Source organism: Actinomycetota bacterium, from assembly GCA_030774015.1.
Lineage (GTDB): Bacteria > Actinomycetota > UBA4738 > UBA4738 > JACQTL01 > JALYLZ01.
The window spans coordinates 1-19,836 of sequence record JALYLZ010000091.1 but is presented as its reverse complement, the minus strand read 5'-3'; the positions used below and the strand labels follow the sequence as shown (position 1 = coordinate 19,836).

Genomic DNA, 19,836 nt, shown 5'->3' with positions numbered 1-19,836 from the left:
CGCCCGCACGTCGGGGGATCCGCCTGACGCCCGTCACGGTGCTGTTTGCCGCCTAGACGCGGACCCGACACGCGCCCGCCCACCGGGCCGTCGACCCGGATCAACGAGGCGATCCGCGCGGAGACCGTGCGGCTTATCGACGCGGAGGGCGAGAACCGGGGGGTCGTCCCGCTCGCGGAGGCCCAGGAGATCGCCAACGCCGCGTCCCTCGACCTGGTCGAGGTGGCCGCCGACGCGCGCCCGCCCGTCTGCCGGATCATGGATTACGGCAAGTGGCGCTACGAGCAGGAGCAGAAGGCCAAGCAGGCCCGGCGGCACCAGAGCACGATCACCATCAAGGAGATCAAGTTCCGGCCGAAGATCGACCGGCACGACTACGCCACCAAGAAGGGCCACGTCGAGCGGTTCCTGAAGGCGGGCGCGCGGGTGAAGGTCACCATCATGTTCCGGGGACGGGAGATGGCCCATACGGAGCTCGGGCGCAAGATCCTGGACCGCCTGGTGGAGGACCTCAAGGACCTCGCGGTGGTGGACGCGTATCCGAAGCTCGACGGGCGCAACATGGTCATGGTGATCGCGCCCACCAAGAAGCAGGCGCAGCAACACGACGACGGACAGGCTGCCGCCCAGTAACGTTAGGACGAGAGCGATGCCGAAGATGAAGACGCACCGAGGCGCGGCCAAGCGGTTCCGGGTCACCCGGAACGGCAAGGTGCTGCACCGCCGGGGCACCGGGAACCACTTCCTGCGCAAGAAGTCGGGAAGCCGCAGGCGCCGGGTGGAGGGCATGAGCGAGGTCACCTCCGAGGCCCGCGTGATCAAGCGGATACTGGGGGCATAGGGGATGGCCAGGGTCAAGCGATCGGTCCACTCCCGGAAGAAGCGCCGGGAGATCCTGGAGGCCGCCAAGGGCTATCGAGGATCGCGCCACAGCCGCCTTCGAGTGGCCAAGGAGCAGGTCATGCACTCCGGGGCCTACGCATACCGGGACCGCCGGGACCGCAAGGGCCAGTTCCGCCGCCTGTGGATCACCCGCATCGGGGCGGCCACCCGCGCCGAGGGCATGACCTACTCGCAGTTCATCCACGGCCTGTCCCAGGCCGGTGTGGAGCTGGACCGGAAGATCCTCGCGGACATCGCCGTGCGGGACCCCGCCGCGTTCAGGTCGCTGGTGGAAACGGCCCGCGCCGGTCTCGGTTCGTAGCAGCTAGGCCGGTTCCTCGAACCGGATTTCCAGCATGTCGCACACCGGCCGGTAGCCGATGGCCGAGTAGATGCCGTTCGAGGTCGGGTTGGCCAGGTCCGTATACAGGAAGCACGTGCGGTAGCCGCGGAGCATGAGCATCCGGCTGAGCGCGGCCGTGCTGGCCGTGCCGTAGCCGCGCCGCCGCAACGGGGGCGGTGTGTACACCGGCCCGATCCGGATCCCCGTCGGCGTGGGGCCCCCGAAGCCTGCCAGTGAAACCGGCTCGGGGTCCTCCCACAGCGCAAGGCCGGCGTCCGAGGCCCCCAGCCGGTCATCGACCACCTGAGCCGTCCGGCCGGGCGGTTGTTGCGGGACCGCCTCGACCAGGAACTCCTCCATCCATCGCAGAAGCAGGTCCCGATCGTCCACCGTGGCCGGCCGCATCCTTCCCGGGCCATCCGGCTCCGGAGGCACCTCGTCGAGGCGGTAGATGCGCTGGCGCATCCCCGGAACGAGGCGCTGGCCGGACAGGCCGCTCCAGGCCTCCGCGAACGCCCGAGCCGTCTCCGGCGTGGAGAGCACGCTCGGCAGGGACTCGTACGAGGACCGGACGTCCTCGGCGACTGCCGGGGCGTCGGCGAGATCGGCGAGTGAAACCAGGACCCCGAACGGCGGTGTCCTCATGGCCACGCCGGCCACGCGTCCGCTGCGCTCCAGGGCAGCCAGGTATGGTGGGTCGGCGTCCGGGACGGGACGGTTCCGGAGGTGGGAGATGATGCCGAGCTCCAGGTTGTGCCGTGGCTCGTCCGCCACCAGGAAGGAGCCCACCGCCTGGAAGAACGCGTCGGCATGGTCGAAGCGCCGTAGCTCCATGGGCCGTTCTAGCACCGGGCCGAAGGGCCGGTAAAGTCCGGTCGTCGTGATCACCTCCCTGAAGAACCCCCGCGTGGCGGAGGCGCTCAAGCTGCGCAAGCGCGGGCTCCGCGAGGCCAGGGGGGAGTTCCTGGTGGAGGGCCCCCAGGCCGTGGGCGAGGCCATCGGACCGGACGGCCGGCTCTCGGTCCTGTTCCATACCCCGGACGAGGGCCTCCACCCGGTGGTGGGCCGGGCCCGAGAGGCGGGGGTTCCGCTGGTCGAGGTCAGCGAGGACGTCGTCCGCCACCTCACATCCACGGTCACGCCGCAGGGCCTGGTGGGCGTCGCCCGCTTCATCGACGTGCCGCTCGAGGGGCTCCCCTCCGACGTGACCCTGGCGGCGGTGCTGCACGCCGTCCGGGACCCCGGAAACGCCGGGACCGTGCTTCGCTCCGCGGACGCGGCCGGGGCGGACGCCGTGCTGTTCACGTCGACCTCGGTGGACGTCTACAACCCCAAGGCCGTCCGGTCCTCGGCAGGGTCGCTGTTCCACCTCCCCGTGGTCCGGGGGGTCTCCGTGGAGGAAACCGTGGACGAGCTCCGCAGGCGGGGCCTGGCCGTCTACGCGGCGACGGCGAGCGGGGACCGCGACCTGTACTCGCTCGACCTGGCGGCTCCCACTGCCTTCCTGTTCGGCAACGAGGCGTGGGGGCTGCCCGAGGAGGTTGCCTCGCTGGCGGACGCGACGATCCGGGTACTCATCTCGCCCCGTGCCGAGTCCCTGAACCTCGCGGCCGCCGCCACGGTGTGCCTGTTCGAGGCCGTGCGGCAGCGAGGAACCGGCACCGCCGACCTGGCGTCGCTGGTGGCCGGGGCAGCCCACGACATCCGCTCCCCCCTGACCGCGGTCCGGGGGTTCGCCACCACCATGCTCTCCCGGTGGCCCAGCCTGAGCGACGAGGATCGCGAGGCCATGCTCCGCGCCATCGCGATGGACGCCGGCCGGATGAACGCCGTGCTCCGCGAGCTGGTCGACGCGGCCCGCGCCACCGCCGGCCGGCTGGAGCTGTCGCTCCAGCGGGTGGATCTGTCCGAGATCCTCGGGAAGGCGGTGGAAGCCGTCTCGAGGCGCCCGGAGTTCCCAGCAGTGGAGTGGGACGCCGACGCCCCCCCCATCCTGGCCGACCCGGTCCGGGTACAGGGGGCCGTGGAAGCCATGCTGGAGTCGGTGGCGTGGTGGGGGGAGGAAGGCCCGATCACGCTCCAGGTACGCGCACGGGGGGACGCGGTGGAGGTCGACGCGTTCCGGGCCCATACCCAGCTGAGCTCCGGGGAATCGGAGGCCCTGCTGGCCCCCCGCGCGGCGGGCTCGGGCCGAGGCAGCAAGCTGGGCCTGTTCGTGGCCCGGGCGGTAGCCGAGGCCCACGGGGGAACCCTCACCGCCGCCGTGGAGGGCGGGATCGCATTCCGGCTGAGGCTTCCGGCGACCTGACGCCGCCTATCGTTCGTCCCGGACCGGTGATACAAACGCGCCCATGGCGGGGGAGCCACGGGTAGGGGAGGAATTCGCCGGCTACCGGATCGACTCCGTCCTGGGCCGCGGCGGGATGAGCGTCGTGTACCTGGCCGAGGACCTCGGGCTGAAGCGGAAGGTCGCCCTGAAGATCCTCGCGCCGGAACTGTCCGAGGACGCCGCGTTCCGGGACCGGTTCATCCAGGAGTCGCAGATCGCCGCCAACCTCGACCATCCGAACATCGTCCCGATCTTCGAGGCCAGGGAGACCGATGGCGTCCTGTACATGGCCATGCGCCTGGTTCGAGGGAAGGATCTCCGGACCATCCTTCGGGCTGAAGGGGCGCTGTCGCATGCCCGAGCGACGACCCTGATCGTCCAGGTGGCGGGAGCCCTGGACGCGGCGCACGCGGCCGGGCTGGTCCACCGCGACGTGAAGCCGGCCAACATCCTGGTCGTTCCTCCTCCAGATCCGGCCTCGACCGAGCACGCGTACCTCTCGGATTTCGGCGTGACCAAGCGACTCGAGTCCCAAGCCCGGCTGACCGCCACCGGCCAGCTCGTCGGTACGGCCGACTACGTCGCCCCGGAGCAGATCGAGGGAAGGCCGGTCGACGGCAGGGCGGACGTCTACTCGCTCGGGTGCGTGCTCTTCGAGTGCCTCACCGGAAGGACCCCATTCAGAGGAGATGTCGAGGTGGCCACCCTGTGGGCGCACGTCCAGGGGAAGCCGCCGCAGGTTACCGACGTCCGCCCGGACCTGCCTCCAGCCCTCAACCGCGTGCTGGGCAAGGCACTGGCCAAGACCCCTGACCTTCGGTACCGGACGGCGGGGGAGTTCGCGGCCGCCGCCCGCGCGGCGGTGGGCTCGGGGAGCGACGAGCGGCCCCTCGCGCCGCAACCCGGGGGGCCGTCCCCGCGGCGTCGCGCGCTCCTCGGGGGCGGCATCGCGCTCGTGGTCGTCGTGGGCCTACTCGTCTTCCTGCTGTCCGGACGGGGGACGAAGCCCCGTGCCGGTCCGTCCACCGGCTCCCCGGCCTCGGTTCACTCCCCATCGTCCGCGCCCGTCACCACCGCACCGCCGGCGAACCTCGTGACGGGGACGGGACTGTTCCGTCTGGACCCGCAGACCGGGATGCCGTCTGGCCGGATCGCTCCATCGGTCCTCGATCCAGGCGCGATCGACGGGCTCGCGGTCGGGGAAGGGGGGTTGTGGGTTCACGTCGGAGTCGAGGGCCAGGTTGCCGAGATCAAGCCGAAGACGAAAGCGGTGGCGGCGATCGTCCCGGCGGATCGCGACGGCTACGTGTTCACAGAACAGGGCTCGGTGTGGATCGGATCAGGCGACGGGGTCCTGCGGGTCGATCCCGTCGATGGGCGGATCGTCGCCACGATTCCCTTCCCCGTCCACCCGATCGGCACCCCGTCATCCGGGACGACGGATCTGCTGTGGGCCGACGGACCGGCGTTGAGCAAGAAACCCGGTATCCCAAACAGCGGCCGGTCGATCGTCGGCATCGATACCCGGACGAACAAGGTCGTGGTGGACATCGCCCTCCCGAGCTGGAGCGGCATGTGCATGCTGGGCGGCTCCCTGTGGGTCGCGGAGCCGGTCGGTCCGAACCTGGGTCCGCGGCTGCTGCGCCTGGATCCCGCGACGGGGCACGTCCTCGGCACCGTCGGCGACCTGCCGATCGAGCCACAGGAGGTGACATGCGGCGCGGGCAGGATCTGGCTGCTCGACGACGGGCTCTCGCTCGTCGCGTACGAGCCTTCGGGCCACTCGGCTTCCCCCGCGGGCATCGTGGCCGTCCCCGGAGAGCGTGAGGCGGGCTTCGAGTCCACGACCAGCTTCGTCGTGGCGGGCAACGAGGTCCTGGTGGTCCAGGGGCTCAGCCGGACGCTGTGGGTCGTCGACCCGGCCTTGAACGCTGTGGTTGCCACGGTTCAGTTCCACGACCTCCCAGTCGCACTCGGGAGCGATGGTCGCTCCGCGTGGCTTGTGGTGCGGTGACTTCGTCGTCTCCGCCGGTAGACTGGCCGGACCCATGGATCTGGCCCAAGCCCTGCACACCCTGGATCAGGAACTGGAGCGCGGCCTCGCGCTGATCGAGCAAGCGGATTCGCTCGATGCGTTGGAGCGGGGCAGGCAGGCCGTCCTCGGCCGGAAGGCCCCGTTCTCCCAGGTCCAGCGCTCGCTGGGCGCGTTCTCGGAGGAAGACCGCCGCCGCGCCGGCTACCGGGCCAACGAGGTCCGGGCCGCCCTCGAGGAGACCCTGGCGAAGCGGCGGGAAGCTCTCGGGGAAGCGGAGGAGCGCCGGCGGCTGGAACTCGACCGCGTGGACGTCACGCTGCCCGGCCGCCGCCCCCGGACCGGCGCCATGCATCCCCTCGCGGTGACGGAGTACGAGATCATCGACATCTTCACCCGCATGGGATACCGGGTCGTCGAGGGTCCCGAGGTGGAGACGGATTGGTACAACTTCACGGCCCTCAACATCCCGCCCGACCATCCCGCCCGTACCGAGAAGGACACCATCTACCTGGACATCCCGGGCCACGACGGCCTGCTGCTCCGCACCGAGACCTCGGCCATGCAGATCCGCACCATGGAATCGCAGCAGCCGCCCGTCTACATCATCGCCCCCGGCCGTACGTACCGGCAGGAGACGCCCGACCCCACCCACACGCCGGTGTTCATGCAGGTGGAGGGCCTGGCGGTGGACGAGGGGATCACCTTCGCCGACCTCAAGGGAACGCTGCACGCCTTCGCCCGGGCCATGTTCGGCGAGGACACCCGGGTCCGGCTGACGCCCGACTTCTTCCCGTTCGTGGAGCCCGGCGCCGGGTTCGCCGTGTCGTGCTTCCTGTGCGGTGGGGCCGGGTGCCGGACGTGCAAGCAAACGGGCTGGATCGAGCTGCTGGGGTGCGGGATGGTCCACCCGAACGTCCTCCGCAACGTGGGCTACGACCCCGAGCGGTACACGGGGTTCGCCTTCGGCCTGGGGATCGAGCGGGTGGCCCTGCTTCGCTACGGCGTCCCGGACATCCGCCTGTTCTACGAGGGCGACGTCCGCTTTCTCGAGCAGTTCGCGAGCCTGGGGTGAGACCGGGATGAAGGTCCTGCTGTCGTGGCTCCGCGAGTTCGCGCCGACCGACCTGTCGGCCGAGGACCTGGCCGAGTTCCTCACGGCGAAGGGCGCGGAGGTCGAGTCCGTGGAGCGCCCGTGGGCGGGGCTGGAGGGCGTGGTGGTGGCCCGGGTGCTGGAGGTCCGGGACCACCCCGACGCGGACAAGCTGTGCGTGGCCCGGGTGGACGCGGGGGCCGGAGAGGTCCAGGTGGTGGTGGGGGTTCGCAACATGAAGTCCGGCGACCTGGTTCCCTACGCCCCGCCGGGAGCCCGTGTCCCGGTCCGCCCCGAGCCCCTGGAGCACCGCGACGTTCGGGGGGTGACCTCGAACGGCATGCTGTGCTCGCCGTGGGAGCTGGCCATCTCCCCGGACCACCACGGGATCCTGGTGCTGCCCCCGGACACCCCCGTGGGGGTCGACCTGAAGGTGCAGCTCGGCCTGGACGACGCCGTCCTCGACGTCGAGGTCACGCCGAACCGCCCCGACCTCATGTCGGTGGTGGGCGTGGCCCGTGAGGTCGCCGCGGCCACCGGGGTGCCGCTGACCCTTCCCGACACCTCGGTCGTCGAGGGCGACGAGAAGGCCACGGACGTGGCCACGGTGGAGATCCGCGACCTGGAGCGCTGCCCTCGGTACCTGGCCCGGGTCATCCGTGGCGTCTCCGTGGGGCCCTCGCCGCTGAACGTCCAGGCTCGGCTGACCGCTTCCGGCATGCGACCGCTGTCGAACGTCGTGGACGCCACGAACTACGTCCTGCTGGAGATGGGCCATCCACTGCACCCGTTCGACCTGGCAGCCCTGGAGGGAAGCGGCATCGTGGTCCGCCGGGCCGAGGAAGGGGAGCGCATCGTCACGCTGGACGACGTGGAACGCACCCTGACGGCGGACGACCTGGTGATCGCCGACCACGCCACAGCCGTCGCCATCGCCGGCGTGATGGGCTCCGCGCCCGTCGAGGTTTCGGCCACGACCCGCGACGTCCTGTTGGAGAGCGCCTACTTCGAGCGGACCGGAATCGCCCGGACGTCCCAACGTCTGGGCCTGCGCACCGAGGCCTCGGCCCGGTTCCAGCGGGGGGCCGATCCCGAGGCGGTCCCGCGTGCGGCCGACCGCTCGGCGGCGCTGATCGCTGCGTGGTCGCGCGGCACCGTGCTGGCCGGTTCCATCGACGTGGGTGCGGCGCCGGAGCGCCGGCGGATCCGGGTCCGCCCCGAGCGGGCGTCGCTGCTCCTGGGGATGGAGGTCTCCGCCACCCAGGTGGTGGACAGCCTGGGCAAGGTCGGCATCGCCACGGAGGAGCGCTCCGGCGCCATCGAGGCGGAGGTGCCCGGCTTCCGGCCGGACATCGAGCAGGAGGTCGACCTCATCGAGGAGGTCATCCGGGTCCTGGGCTACGAGCGGCTCGGCGAGACCCTCCCCGCCATCCGGCAGGCGGGCGGCGTTCCCCCAGTGAATCGCTTCCGGCGGCGGATCCGCGAGGCCCTGGCCAGGGCCGGGCTGCTCGAGACCACGTCCTATTCGTTCGCGTCCGCGGCCGACCTCGCGCTGGTCGACGACCGCGAGGGGGTCAGGGTGGCGAACCCGCTGGCCGCAGACGACGAGTTCCTGCGCACCAGCCTCCTCCCCGGCCTGCTGCGCGCGCTGTCCGGCAACCTGGCGCATCAGGTCCTGAGTGGCGCCCTGTTCGAGGTGGGGCGGGTCTTCTACCCGGGGGACGGCGATTCGGAGCACCCGGTGGAGGAACACGAGCGCGTGGCCTGGGCGCTGGCCGGCCAGGCCTCGCGGGGCTACCCCGACCCACCCCGGGAGTTCGATTTCTCCGACGCCAAGGGCGCCCTGGAGACGCTCCTGGAGGCCCTGGGGATCCGGGACTGGAGCCTGGGGCCGCCCCCGAACCGGCACCTGTTCCATCCCACCCGCTCCGCGTCGGTGGTGGTGGGAGACCGGCTGGCCGGCCAGGTGGGGGAGCTGCACCCGAACGTGACCCGCCGGCTGGACTTCCCGGGCCGCGTGGCCGTGGCCGAGCTGGAGGTCGCCGTGCTGGCCGTGCACGCGTGGGCGGACCTGGCCTATCGGGAGGTCCCCCGGTTCCCACCGGTCCGCCGCGACCTCGCGTTCACCGTGGACGCGTCGACGCCCGGAGGGGCGCTTCGCGACGCCATCGTCGAGGCCGCGGGTGGCCTGGCCGGCTCCGTGACCCTGTTCGACGTCCATACGGGCCCGCCCATCGCCGAGGGGAAGAAGTCGCTGGCCTTCTCGGTGGACTTCCGGGCCCCCGACCGCACCCTCACCGACCAGGAAGCCGAGCAGACGGTCCAGGCCATCGTCGACCGCCTGGCGAAGGACTTCGGCGCCGAGCTCCGCTCTGGGTAGCGAGGACTACGGGGTCACCACGAACGGCCGCTCGGCCTCCACGCCGAATCCGCCTCGGTCGTAGATCAGGACCGTGATCTGGTAGCCGCCCGGCGGGACATCCGGTACCCGGAACGTCACGCTGACAGTGCATTCCATCCCGAGGTCGAGCTGGCCCAGCTTCATCTGGAATTCCCTCAGCGGACTCGTGGGGAGCCCGCGCTTCGTCCACCACAGTTCGATGCGATCGGCCTGAGTCCAGAACCAGTTCTCGGTGCGTCCAGTCGGCAGTCCGGAGAACGTGACGAGAGTGCCCAGCGGCCCCGTGCCAGGCGCCAGGGTCCCGATCTCCGAAACGAGCCCCGGAACGTCCGGCGGCGGGCATCGGTCCACCTGCATGCTCGACAGCGAGGCCAGCAGCTGGTCGCGGTCGGCGTTGCTCACCCCGGGTCCCAGGACCACGTGGACTTGGAAGTCCCGTCCCGGGTCGGAGAACCGGAACATGTACGACGGGACATCCGAGCACTCGTAGGGCGCGAGCGTGCCCGGATCGAGGGAGAAGCGATCGGGCCTCGGCCGGAAGTCGTTCCCTTGCGGGTCGTGGTACTCGATCACCCAGGCCAGCACGCCGTCCTGGGGCAGGGCGTCCTGCGCGGCGGTGGGCGCGCAGTCGCCTCCCTGGGGGATCGCGACGTTCGACACCGCCAGGACGGTCTTCGGCTCGTCCGGCCCGGATGGATCCTCGAGGAACGACCATCCGCTCGGCACGACGATCGAGATGCCGTCGTCCTGATCCAACTCGTGGGTCCCGGTCTGGAGCGGAGTCGGCGGGGTCGGGGTCACGCCTGGCTCGACCGCAGGGAGCTGGAGCCGATCCAGCTCGGCCTGTGCGTCGGCGAGCGTCGCGTCGTCCGGGTGAAGCGTCCCGAAGTAGACGCGGACGTCGACGTCCTGTTGGCCCACCCGCGCCAGGATCAGATATTCGGGGACGTTCGGTGCGACCTGACCCTCCCAGGCAGTGCGGACGTCGGCGTCGGTCAGTTGAAGCGGCAGCTGGCGGTCGGGGAAGTTCGGGTTCCCGGGCTGAGAGGCCCCCCCGAACGGTGTGGTGGTGCCGGCGGACGCGACCACGACCACACCGTCCGGAGGCAGAGCCCGGAGCGTCGCGTCGGGCCGGAACTCCATGACGTCGTATCGGGCGACGTACGCCAGGTCCGCCGCCCGGAACGGCTCGTTCGATGCCCAGGCCAGGGGCAGCAACTCCCAGCCCGCGGGTGTGCCGGCAGCCATCTGGTTCCATTGCGGCGCGGGATCGAACCGGGGTGGAGGCTGGATGCCGCCGGCGGGGTCGCCCGTGGGACCGCTTGTGAGGCCAGGGTCGATCCATAGGGTCGACAAAACGCTGTTGGCTTGCTGCTCCGCTGCGGCACCCGGCACCGCGGTGCCGAAGGCCACCCCGAGCACGAACCATCGACCCCCGTTCTGGAAGGCCTGTTCGGCGTACGCGTGACCGGGATCGAACCCGGGATCGGAGACGACGTCACCGGGCCCGATTGACACCGGAGCCGAGACCGCCTGAAACCCGGTGCACGGGCAGCTCGGCGTGAACTCGTGCAGCGCGACGACGATGTCCTCCGGCGCCATGGCCTTCATGGCCCGCCGAAGGAAGTCGCCCCCTGGCTGCGGGAGCGGGAACGTGCCGGCCTGGAATACGGGACCGACCTCGTCGGTGGTCCAGGAGATACGCCCGTCCCACCCGTCCGGCAGGGTCAGCTCGATGCCGAACGCGTCGAGACGGCCCGACCCCGGCACCGCGCGGTTCCTACCCAGGCCAGCGAGTAGCGACAACGGCACCGCGATCCCAACGAGAACGAGCATCGAGGCGACGACCGATGCAACGATCCGCCGGCGCCGGAGGCGACGCGCCCGGCCAAGCACCCGCTCCAGCTGGGGGTCCGGCGCGTCGACCGGCTCGATCGCGCGGCCGATCGCCGCTCGGACCCGCTCGTCATCCCTCATCGCGAACCCCTTCCAGCCGGCCTCGCAGGGCCTCGCGCGCCTTCGACAGGTGGGCCTTCACCGTTCCCTCCGCGCATCGCATCAGCCGGGCTACCTCGACCACCGGCAGGTCCATCGCGTAGTGCAGGACCACCGCCTCCCGCTGCCGGGGCGGCAGGCGCCGCACCGCCCTCCGCACGTCCTCGGCCGCGTCCGGGTCCGCTCCGGCCGCTCCCACCGCGCCCTCCAGCTCCGGTCCGGGACGCCGCCGCAGCGACCGCCGGGCCACGTTCATGGCGGTCGTGGCCACCCATCCGGCCACCCAGGGACGGTCCCGAAGCCGGCCCCACCGCTCCAGGGCCCGGGCGAACGCCTCCTGCGTGGCGTCCTCCGCCACCGACCGGTCCCCGCAGGCCAGGAAGACGGCTCGATACACGGCCCCGAACTCCGCGCGGTACAGCTCCTGGAACCGCTCGTCGACCCTCACGCACTCACCCGTCCAAGTCCGCCGCGGCCCCGCCGGTTTACCTCGAAGGCCGCGAGTTTCCGGACCGCCATTGCCACCGGATAGACTCCGCTCGTGGGCCGCGATTTCCTCTCCATGGACGACGTCACCGCCTCCGAGCTCGACTACCTGCTCGAGCTGTCGGAGAAGGCCAAGGTGTCCCCGGGGGACTTCTCCGAGCACCTGCGGGGCAAGTCCGTGGCCATGATCTTGGAGAAGCCGTCGACCCGGACCCGAGTGTCGTTCGAGGTCGCCATCGCCGAGGCGGGCGGCCATCCCGTGGTCCTCTCCTCCGGCGAGCTCCAGCTGGGCCGGGGCGAGACCATCGAGGACACCGGCCGCGTGCTGTCCCGCTACGTCGACGCGATCGTGCTGCGGACCTTCGAGCAGGAACGCCTCGAGGTGCTGGCGGAGGTGGCGACGGTCCCGGTGGTCAACGCCCTATCCGACTTTGAGCACCCCTGCCAGTGCCTGGCCGACCTCCTCACCGTCCGCGAGAAGAAGGGCGACCTGGCCGGCCTCACCCTGGCCTACCTGGGCGACGGCAACAACGTGACCCACTCGCTCCTGCTCGGCGGAGCCCTCACCGGGATGCACGTGCGGGTGGCGTCGCCGCCGGGCTTCGAGCCCATCCCGCAGGTGGTCCAGCGAGCGACGGAGATCGCGGCCGAGACCGGGGGCTCCATCGAGCTCATGCGGGAACCCATCGACGCAACCATCGACGCGGACGTCCTGTACACGGACGTGTGGGCCAGCATGGGCCAGGAGGCGGAAGCGGAGGACCGTTCCCTGGTCTTCCCCGCCTACCGCATCGACCAGGCTGCCGTGGACCGGGCCAAGGACGACGTCATCGTCCTGCACTGCCTCCCCGCCCACCGCGGGCACGAGATCACCGACGAGGTCATCGACGGTCCGCACTCGGCGGTGTGGGACCAGGCCGAGAACCGCCTCCACACCCAGAAGGCCCTGCTGGCCTGGCTCCTGGCCGAGGCCTAGCCGCCCGGTCCGTAGAATCGGGCTCACGATGGCACGGGCCAACGAAGTCGTCGAGTCGCTCCTCCAGGAGTATTCGGACCTCCTGGCCATCTCGGGCGGGGACCCCTTCCGGGTCCGCACCTACGAGAAGTCCGCCCGGTCCGTGGGCGGCTACCACACGGACATCACCACCCTCGACCGCGACGGCTTGCTGAAGATCCCGAACGTGGGGTCGTCCACCGCCGACAAGATCCAGGAAGCGCTTCGCACCGGGACCTTCCGCCAGCTGGAGGACCTTCGCGAGCAGGTGCCGGCGGGGGTGCGGGAGATGATCTCGATCCCCACGCTGGGTCCGAAGAAGGCCATGGTCCTGTACAAGGACCTCCACATTTCCTCCGTGGAGGAGCTGGCCGACGCCATCCACGAGGGCCGGCTCACCGGTATGAAGGGGTTCGGCCCGAAGACCGAGGAGAACATCCTGCACGGCATCGCCCTCATGCAGCAGTCGGGCGGCCGGGTCCAGGTGGGGGTGGCGCTCGACCTGGCGGAGGAGATCATCGCGAAACTCGCGCAGGTCAGCGGTTGCACGAAGTGCACGTACGCGGGCTCCCTCCGCCGCATGGCCGAGACCATCGGCGACATCGACATCCTGGTGGCGTCGAAGCGACCCGGACCGGTGATGGACGCGTTCACCTCGCTGTCCTACGTCTCGGAGGTGAAGGCCCGGGGGGACACGAAGACGTCCATCCTCACCACGAAGGGGCTCCAGGTGGACCTGCGGGTGGTCCCGCCGGACGTGTGGGGCGCGGCGCTCCAGTACTTCACCGGCTCGAAGGCCCACAACATCCGGACCCGGGAGATCGCGGTGCGCAAGGGCCTGAAACTCTCGGAGTACGGCATCTTCGACGCCGAGACCGACGAGCGCATCGTGGCCCGTACCGAGGAGGAGGTCTACGCCCAGCTCGGCCTGCCGTGGATCCCGCCGGTGCTCAGGGAGGACCGCGGCGAGATCGAGGCCGCCCAGCGCGGCGAGCTGCCCACGCTGGTCGAGCTGGGGGACATTCGAGGCGACCTCCACACCCACACCAACCTGACGGACGGGCTGGCCACGCTGGAGGACATGGTGGCCACGGCCGCGGAACGCGGGCTCCGCTACTACGCCATCACGGACCACGCCCCCAACCTGTACATGCAGCGCATGACGGACGAGAAGATGCTGGCCCAGCGGGATCAGGTCCGGAAGCTCCAGTCTCGCTACCCGAAGATGGAGCTGCTGCACGGGACCGAGCTGAACATCGACGCGGACGGAGGCGTCGATTGGGGCCCGGAGTTCCTGGAAGGGTTCGACGTCTGCGTCGCGAGCGTGCACTCGCTGTTCAACCAGTCGAAGGACGAGATGACCCGGCGGATCGTTCGGGCCTGCGAGAACCCGCACGTGAACATCATCGGCCACCCCACCGGCCGGCAGATCGGCGGCCGGGCCCCCGTGGACGTCGACCTGGAGGAGGTGTTCAAGGCGGCGGCCCGAACCGGGACCGCGCTCGAGGTGAACTCGTTCCCGGACCGACTGGACCTCCGGGACGAGCACGTGATGTGGGCCAGGCGCCACGGCGTGAAGTTCGCCGTGGACACGGACTCCCACTCCACGGTCCACCTGGGGTTCATGCGATTCGGCGTCGCAACCGCCCAGCGGGGGTGGCTGACCAAGGACGACGTGATCAACACGTGGCCTCTGGGGAAGCTCCGGACCTTCCTGCGCAAGGGCCACGCTCGCTGAGCGTGGCCCGCCCTCCGCGTCTCCCTCCGCGTCTCCCGCGGTCGTTCTACGCGCGGCCCTCGCTGGAGGTGGCCCGTGACCTGCTGGGGCAGGTCCTGGTGCGAACGCTCCCCGACGGGACCAGGCTGGCGGGAAGGATCGTGGAGACCGAGGCCTACCGGCAGGACGACCCGGCCAGCCACTCCTACCGTGGCCGCACCGCCCGAACGGACGTGATGTTCGGGCCGCCCGGGCACCTGTACGTCTATTTCACGTACGGAGCTCACTTCTGCATGAACGTCGTCGCCGGCCAGGACGGGGAGGGGAGCGCGGCGCTCCTGCGCGCGGTGGAACCCGTGGACGGGGCGACCGAGATGGCCTGCCGGCGGGGAACGGAGGTTCCCCGTCTGCTGTGCGCCGGGCCGGGGCGCCTGTGCCAGGCGTTCGGCGTGGGCCGGGAGCACAACGGGATCGATCTGGTGTCGGGCGACGGGATGTGGATCGAGCGCGCCGCTCCGGTGCCGGACGGCGAGGTCGGGATCGGCCCCCGCGTGGGGATCACCTCGGCCATGGAACAGCCCTGGCGGTTCACCGTCCGCACCAGCCGGTACCTGTCGCGGGCAGCCGTTGTCCAGCCCGGAAAGGTCAGGGTTCGACGTAGATCATGACGGCGGTGCCCTGCTGGACCTCCGACTCGGGGTCGGGGCGTTCCTTCCACACCAGTCCCGGGGCGCGATGGCAGGTGGACGAGGCCGTCGCGCACTTCGATTCCTGGACCACCGCCACGCCGAACCCGGCCGCCTGGAGCAGGCTCACCGCGTCCCCCTGCGACAGCCCGACGACGTCCGGGACCGCCAGGACCTGGGGCGAGGCGGTCACCGTCGGGGAGGGCGTGATGACCGGGATGGGCCCGGACACCGTGACGGTCACCACGCTCGACTGAAGGGCACCCTCGCCGGCGGCCGGGTCCTGGCCGACCACCGTTCCCGCCGGCTGGTCCGAGGAGACGGCGACCACCTGGACCTGGAACCCGGCCCCTCGCAGGATGGCCATGGCGTCGCCCAGGGCCACGCCGAGCACGGACGGGACCGGGAGCTGCTGGTACGAGCTCGGTTCGGTGCACCGCTCCGTGGGCTGCGTGCCGTCCAGGTACCGCACCCGCTGGATCAGGTAGGGCGGCGTGTACTTGTTGGCCAGGCATCCCCGGGAGCTGTCGATCGCGACCGTGACGTAGCGCACCCGGGGCTGCTGGAAGTCCTGGACGGGCAGGTCCTCGGCCGCCTTGCCCATGAACACGTTCCAGATCTGGGCCGGCCAGGTCCCGCCGAGCACCGCCGGAAGCCGGGTCCGCGGCGCCACCATGGAGATCTCACCCTTCGGGAATCCCACCCACACCGCCGCCACCAGCTGCGGGATCGCGCCCACGAACCAGGCGTCCCGGTACTGCTGGGCCGTCCCGGTCTTGCCGATGGCGGGCCGGCCGATGTTGGCGGCCGCCCCCGTCCCGAACTGCACGACCTTCTGGAGGATCTGGTCGGTGACCCAGGCGATGCCCGGGTCCACGACCAGCTTTGGATGCGGATCGGCCCGCCACAGCACCTTGCCGTGCGAGTCGGTGACCTTGGTGACCGGGATGGGCGGGACCCGGTAGCCCACGGTGGCCAGCGTGCCGTACGCGGAGGCCATCTCCACCGTGTTCACCTGCTCGGCCCCGAGCACGGCCGAGGGAACCGGCCGCAGGGGCACCCCCACGCCCATCCGCCCCAGCTCGGGGGCGCTCACCCCCAGGCGTCTGGCCACCGCCACGACCTTCGCCGCGCCGGCGCAGGCGTCCCCGCCGCCCAGCTGCTGCACCAGCTGCGCGTACACCACGTTGACCGAGTCGATGGTGGCCGTCTCGAGGTCGATGGTTCCCGCCGCGGTGCCGTCGTAGTTCTGCACGTCCCACACGGGCTGGCCGGGGGCCTGGCAGGCGCTGGGGAGCGGAATCTGCAGCGAGGCTGGCGCATCGTAGGTCTGCTGGGGCGCGATCCCGTTCTCCAGCGCCGCCACCAGCGCGAACGGCTTGAACGACGATCCGGCCTGGCGTCCGGTGACCCCCCCGGTGGCCAGGTTCACCTCGGCCACCGGGTCGTGCTGGGAGAAGTAGTTCCTGCCGCCGACCATGGCCTTGATCTCGCCGGTCCTCGGATCGATCACCGTCATCGCGGCGTAGGGATCGGTCCGGTACACCAGGACCTGGTTGATGGCGTTCTGGGCGTCACGCTGAAGGCCGGGGTCGAGCGTCGTGTAGATCCGCACGCCCCCCTCGTACAGCAGCGCCTCCCGGTCGGCCCGGGTGGGGCCGAAGGCCGGGTTGGAGGTGAACCAGTCCTTCACGAACTGAACGAAGTAGGGGGCGAAGTACCGGTCCCCCGTCTTCGACGGATGCAGGCCGAGCGGGCTCTGGACGGCCGCGAAGTAGTCCGCTTCCGAGGTGTCGTCCAGGGCCCGCATGGAGGCCAGGACCCGGTTGCGGCGGTCCAGGGCCCGTAGCGGATGGACCAGGGGGTCGTACGCGGACGGCGCCGCGATGAGCCCCGCGATCGTGGCGGCCTGGGACAGGTCGAGCGCCGTGGCCGGCTCGGAGAAGTACGTCCGGGCGGCGGCCTGGATGCCGTAGGCCCCGTGCCCGAAGTACACCGTGTTGAGGTACCGGGTCAGGATGGCGCTCTTGGACAGCTCGTGCTCGAGCTGCCAGGCCAGGGCGGCTTCGGTGAACTTCCTCGACAGCGTCTGCGCGGGGCCCAGGTAGCGGTTCTTGATGTACTGCTCGGTGATGGTGGAGCCGCCCTCCACGACCTTGCCGGAGGTCGCGTCGATGTAGGCCGCCCGGATCAGGGCCTTCAGGTCGATGCCCTCGTGCTCGTAGAACCGCTGGTCCTCGATGGCCACCACCGCGTCGCGCATCACCTGGGGGATGTCCTCGAATGGCACCGAGACCCGGTTCTGCTCGGCGTGGAAGGTGGTGACCAGGCTGCCGTTCCCGGCGTACAGGAAGGAGGTCTGGGGCAGCCGCCGGGCCCGAGCCTCCACGGACTTCAGGTCGGGGATGCGGCACCCCTGCGCCAGCAGGGCAAGCGCCAGGACGCCGGCCAGCACGGGCCCCAGGCGGTGTGCTCGGGTGGTCCCGCAGGGCACGGATGGCACGGCCGAACGAACGGATCCCCGGCGCTCGCTCACGGCCGCCTCATGATAGGCCCGCATCGCGTTCTCGCTGGTAGCATCGCCAAACGTCATGTCGACTCCCGACCTCTCCCGACTTGTCTTCGGCGCGCACGAGGTCCTGTCTGAGGAGGAGTTGCAGCGCAAGCTGGCGCTCGGCCGCCCCCTGCGCGTGAAGCTGGGGATCGATCCCTCCCGCCCGGACCTGCACCTGGGGCACACCGTGGTGCTTCGGAAGCTGCGGGCCTTCCAGGACCAGGGGCACACGGCGGTCCTGATCATCGGGGACTACACGGGGCTGGTCGGGGATCCTTCCGGGCAATCCGAGACCCGGCCGATGCTCTCGCCCGAGGAGATGGCGGAGAACGCCCGCACCTACTTCGAGCAGGCGGGCCTGGTCCTGGACGTGGAGCGCGCCGAGATCCGCCGCAACTCGGAATGGCTCTCGCCGCTGACCATGGCCGACGTGCTGAAGCTGACCTCGCACATGACGGTGGCCCGGCTGCTGGAGCGAGAGGACTTCCGGACCCGGTACCAGGAGGGGCGGCCCATCAGCCTGGTGGAGTTCCTGTATCCGATGATGCAGGCCTACGACTCGGTGGCCGTGCGGGCGGACGTGGAGCTCGGCGGCACCGACCAGACGTTCAACCTCCTGGTGGGCCGGGAGATCCAGCGCGCCTACGGCCAGGAGCCGCAGGTCGTGATGACCATGCCCCTGCTGGAGGGGACGGACGGCGTCCGCAAGATGTCGAAGTCCTTCGACAACTACGTCGGGATCACCGAGTCGCCTGAGGAGATGTTCGGCAAGCTCATGAGCGTGCCCGACGAGCTGATCGTTCGCTACCTGGAGCTCTGCACGGACGCCGGGCCGGAGGAAGTCGAGGCGGTCCGCGCGGGACTCGGCTCCGGGGACCGGCATCCGGCGGAGGAGAAGCGCCGGATGGCCCGACAGATCGTCGCCCTGTACCACGGCGCTGCGGCGGCGGAGGCCGCCGAGGCACGGTTCAACCGGGTGTTCCGGGACCAGGAGCTTCCCGAAGACGTGGCCGAGGCGCCCCTGCCGGCCGAGGTCCTGCGCGACGGGAAGGTCTCGCTGCCACACCTGCTCGCGACCCTGGGCCTGGCCGAGTCGAACTCGGCGGCCCGCCGATTCCTCGACCAGCGCGGCGTCCGCCGGGACGGCGAGATCCTGGACGGAGTGGGGCAGGAGGTGGATCCCGAGTTCGTGATCGGGCACGTTCTGTCGGTGGGCCGGCGCGCGTTCGTGCGGATCCTCCCGCCCCAGGCCTCCTGACCTGCGGGTTTGGGCGGTTTGACGCCCCGGGCACGGGTGATATCCTTATCTGTTGCCGACGGCCCCGTCGGAGCGAAAGGAAGGGCCCTGGTGGCAGGACTCGGCCTGACAACCGAACAAGGCGAGGTGACGCCGTAGCGCACGCCGTGTAACATGTGGATGCGTTCCGGGCGTCGCCGGACCACGGTCCGGCGATTTCTCGTCTCGGGGCCCAAGCCTCGCACCTTGAGAACTGAACAGTGTGCCAAAAGTCAGTGCGTTCCCCGTCAGCCGGGGGAGGCGCGCGTGAGCGTGTCCAGAACCCGGATGGCGGACGTACCAAACGAACCGTCCGGACTCAACCAGCAATCTGAGCCGGCCGGGTCATGCGAAGGGCCGAGGGGGCGGCCAAGCCTCCGAAGCCCCTCCGTGATGATGAAAGCGAGGCCGCATCTCGCAAGAGGCGCGGTCGAGCGATCTCTACGGAGAGTTTGATCCTGGCTCAGGACGAACGCTGGCGGCGTGCTTAACACATGCAAGTCGAGCGTGAACCTCTCGAAGGGCAACCTTCGGGAGGGGAAAGCGGCGAACGGGTGAGTAACACGTGGGCAACCTGCCCCAGGCTCTGGGATAACCCCGGGAAACCGGGGCTAATACCGGATACTCTCGAGCAACCACATGGCTGCACGAGGAAAGCTCCGACGGCCTGGGATGGGCCCGCGGCCTATCAGCTAGTTGGTGAGGTAACGGCCCACCAAGGCGACGACGGGTAGCTGGCGTGAGAGCGTGGCCAGCCACACTGGGACTGAGACACGGCCCAGACTCCTACGGGAGGCAGCAGTGGGGAATCTTGCGCAATGGCCGCAAGGCTGACGCAGCGACGCCGCGTGTGGGAGGACGCCTTTCGGGGTGTAAACCACTGTTGCCCGGGACGAATAGCTCGATTAATCGAGCCTGACAGTACCGGGTGAGGAAGCACCGGCTAACTCCGTGCCAGCAGCCGCGGTAATACGGGGGGTGCGAGCGTTGTCCGGAATCACTGGGCGTAAAGGGCGCGTAGGTGGTTTGATAAGGGTGTGGTGAAAGT

At 70.5% G+C, this 19,836-nt stretch carries 15 protein-coding genes, 1 rRNA gene and 1 pseudogene; 13 read left to right on the top strand and 4 right to left on the bottom strand.

Annotation, left to right across the window (positions count from 1 at the left end):
• Positions 1-126 precede the first annotated feature (126 nt).
• The 3 genes from infC to rplT are packed head-to-tail and all read left to right on the top strand — an operon-like array spanning position 127 to position 1,204.
• Positions 127-633 (top strand): translation initiation factor IF-3, encoded by a 507-nt coding sequence (gene infC / locus M3Q23_09065; GenBank protein MDP9342233.1) that lies wholly within the window; start codon positions 127-129, stop codon positions 631-633.
• Positions 634-649: 16 nt separating this feature from the next.
• A complete protein-coding gene (gene rpmI / locus M3Q23_09060; GenBank protein ID MDP9342232.1) occupies positions 650-841 on the top strand; it encodes a 50S ribosomal protein L35 in 192 nt (63 codons plus the stop codon).
• A 3-nt stretch (positions 842-844) separates the two neighbouring features.
• On the top strand, positions 845-1,204 hold the full coding sequence (gene rplT / locus M3Q23_09055) for a 50S ribosomal protein L20 (protein ID MDP9342231.1): 360 nt from the start codon (positions 845-847) through the stop codon (positions 1,202-1,204).
• A 3-nt stretch (positions 1,205-1,207) separates the two neighbouring features.
• On the opposite strand, the gene M3Q23_09050 is transcribed toward rplT, so the two are convergent.
• Positions 1,208-2,113: a GNAT family N-acetyltransferase gene (locus M3Q23_09050; protein ID MDP9342230.1), complete on the bottom strand. Its 906-nt coding sequence runs from the start codon at positions 2,111-2,113 to the stop codon at positions 1,208-1,210.
• On the opposite strand from M3Q23_09050, the pseudogene M3Q23_09045 reads away from it, so the two are divergent.
• The 5 genes and pseudogenes from M3Q23_09045 (at position 2,106) to pheT (ending at position 9,059) form a co-directional block, all read left to right on the top strand.
• A pseudogene (locus M3Q23_09045) lies at positions 2,106-2,870 on the top strand (RNA methyltransferase). The gene M3Q23_09050 and the pseudogene M3Q23_09045 overlap by 8 nt on opposite strands.
• 36 nt (positions 2,871-2,906) lie before the next feature.
• Positions 2,907-3,533, top strand: a complete 627-nt coding sequence (locus M3Q23_09040) for a hypothetical protein (GenBank protein MDP9342229.1) — start codon at positions 2,907-2,909, stop codon at positions 3,531-3,533.
• Positions 3,534-3,576: 43 nt separating this feature from the next.
• Positions 3,577-5,568, top strand: a complete 1,992-nt coding sequence (locus tag M3Q23_09035; protein MDP9342228.1) for a serine/threonine protein kinase — start codon at positions 3,577-3,579, stop codon at positions 5,566-5,568.
• 34 nt (positions 5,569-5,602) lie between these two features.
• Complete coding sequence (gene pheS / locus M3Q23_09030) at positions 5,603-6,661, top strand: phenylalanine--tRNA ligase subunit alpha (GenBank protein MDP9342227.1); 1,059 nt, start codon at positions 5,603-5,605, stop codon at positions 6,659-6,661.
• A gap of 7 nt (positions 6,662-6,668) precedes the next feature.
• Positions 6,669-9,059, top strand: a complete 2,391-nt coding sequence (gene pheT, locus M3Q23_09025; protein ID MDP9342226.1) for a phenylalanine--tRNA ligase subunit beta — start codon at positions 6,669-6,671, stop codon at positions 9,057-9,059.
• A 6-nt stretch (positions 9,060-9,065) separates the two neighbouring features.
• On the opposite strand, the gene M3Q23_09020 is transcribed toward pheT, so the two are convergent.
• Complete coding sequence (locus M3Q23_09020; protein MDP9342225.1) at positions 9,066-11,057, bottom strand: hypothetical protein; 1,992 nt, start codon at positions 11,055-11,057, stop codon at positions 9,066-9,068.
• Positions 11,047-11,523 (bottom strand): sigma-70 family RNA polymerase sigma factor, encoded by a 477-nt coding sequence (locus tag M3Q23_09015; GenBank protein ID MDP9342224.1) that lies wholly within the window; start codon positions 11,521-11,523, stop codon positions 11,047-11,049. Before M3Q23_09015 ends, M3Q23_09020 begins: the two co-directional genes overlap by 11 nt.
• A gap of 114 nt (positions 11,524-11,637) precedes the next feature.
• Here M3Q23_09015 and argF point away from each other — a divergent pair, with 114 nt between their 5' ends.
• The 3 genes from argF to M3Q23_09000 all read left to right on the top strand — a co-directional run bounded on the left by argF (position 11,638) and on the right by M3Q23_09000 (position 14,940).
• A complete protein-coding gene (gene argF, locus M3Q23_09010) occupies positions 11,638-12,537 on the top strand; it encodes an ornithine carbamoyltransferase (protein MDP9342223.1) in 900 nt (299 codons plus the stop codon).
• Positions 12,538-12,565: 28 nt separating this feature from the next.
• The gene (gene polX, locus M3Q23_09005; GenBank protein ID MDP9342222.1) at positions 12,566-14,293 is read left to right on the top strand and encodes a DNA polymerase/3'-5' exonuclease PolX; all 1,728 of its coding nucleotides are present in this window, start codon (positions 12,566-12,568) and stop codon (positions 14,291-14,293) included.
• Between the two features lie 68 nt (positions 14,294-14,361).
• Positions 14,362-14,940, top strand: coding sequence for a DNA-3-methyladenine glycosylase (locus M3Q23_09000; protein MDP9342221.1), 579 nt, complete (start codon positions 14,362-14,364; stop codon positions 14,938-14,940).
• Here the strand turns inward: M3Q23_09000 and M3Q23_08995 are convergent.
• On the bottom strand, positions 14,918-17,494 hold the full coding sequence (locus tag M3Q23_08995) for a transglycosylase domain-containing protein (GenBank protein MDP9342220.1): 2,577 nt from the start codon (positions 17,492-17,494) through the stop codon (positions 14,918-14,920). The two genes, M3Q23_09000 and M3Q23_08995, sit on opposite strands and share 23 nt — an antisense overlap.
• Before the next feature lie 55 nt (positions 17,495-17,549).
• On the opposite strand from M3Q23_08995, the gene tyrS reads away from it, so the two are divergent.
• Both tyrS and M3Q23_08985 read left to right on the top strand, forming a co-directional pair.
• Entirely contained in the window at positions 17,550-18,770 is a 1,221-nt protein-coding gene (gene tyrS / locus M3Q23_08990) for a tyrosine--tRNA ligase (GenBank protein MDP9342219.1), read from the top strand.
• Between the two features lie 458 nt (positions 18,771-19,228).
• Positions 19,229-19,836: ribosomal RNA gene (locus M3Q23_08985) — 16S ribosomal RNA — on the top strand; the annotation flags it as partial.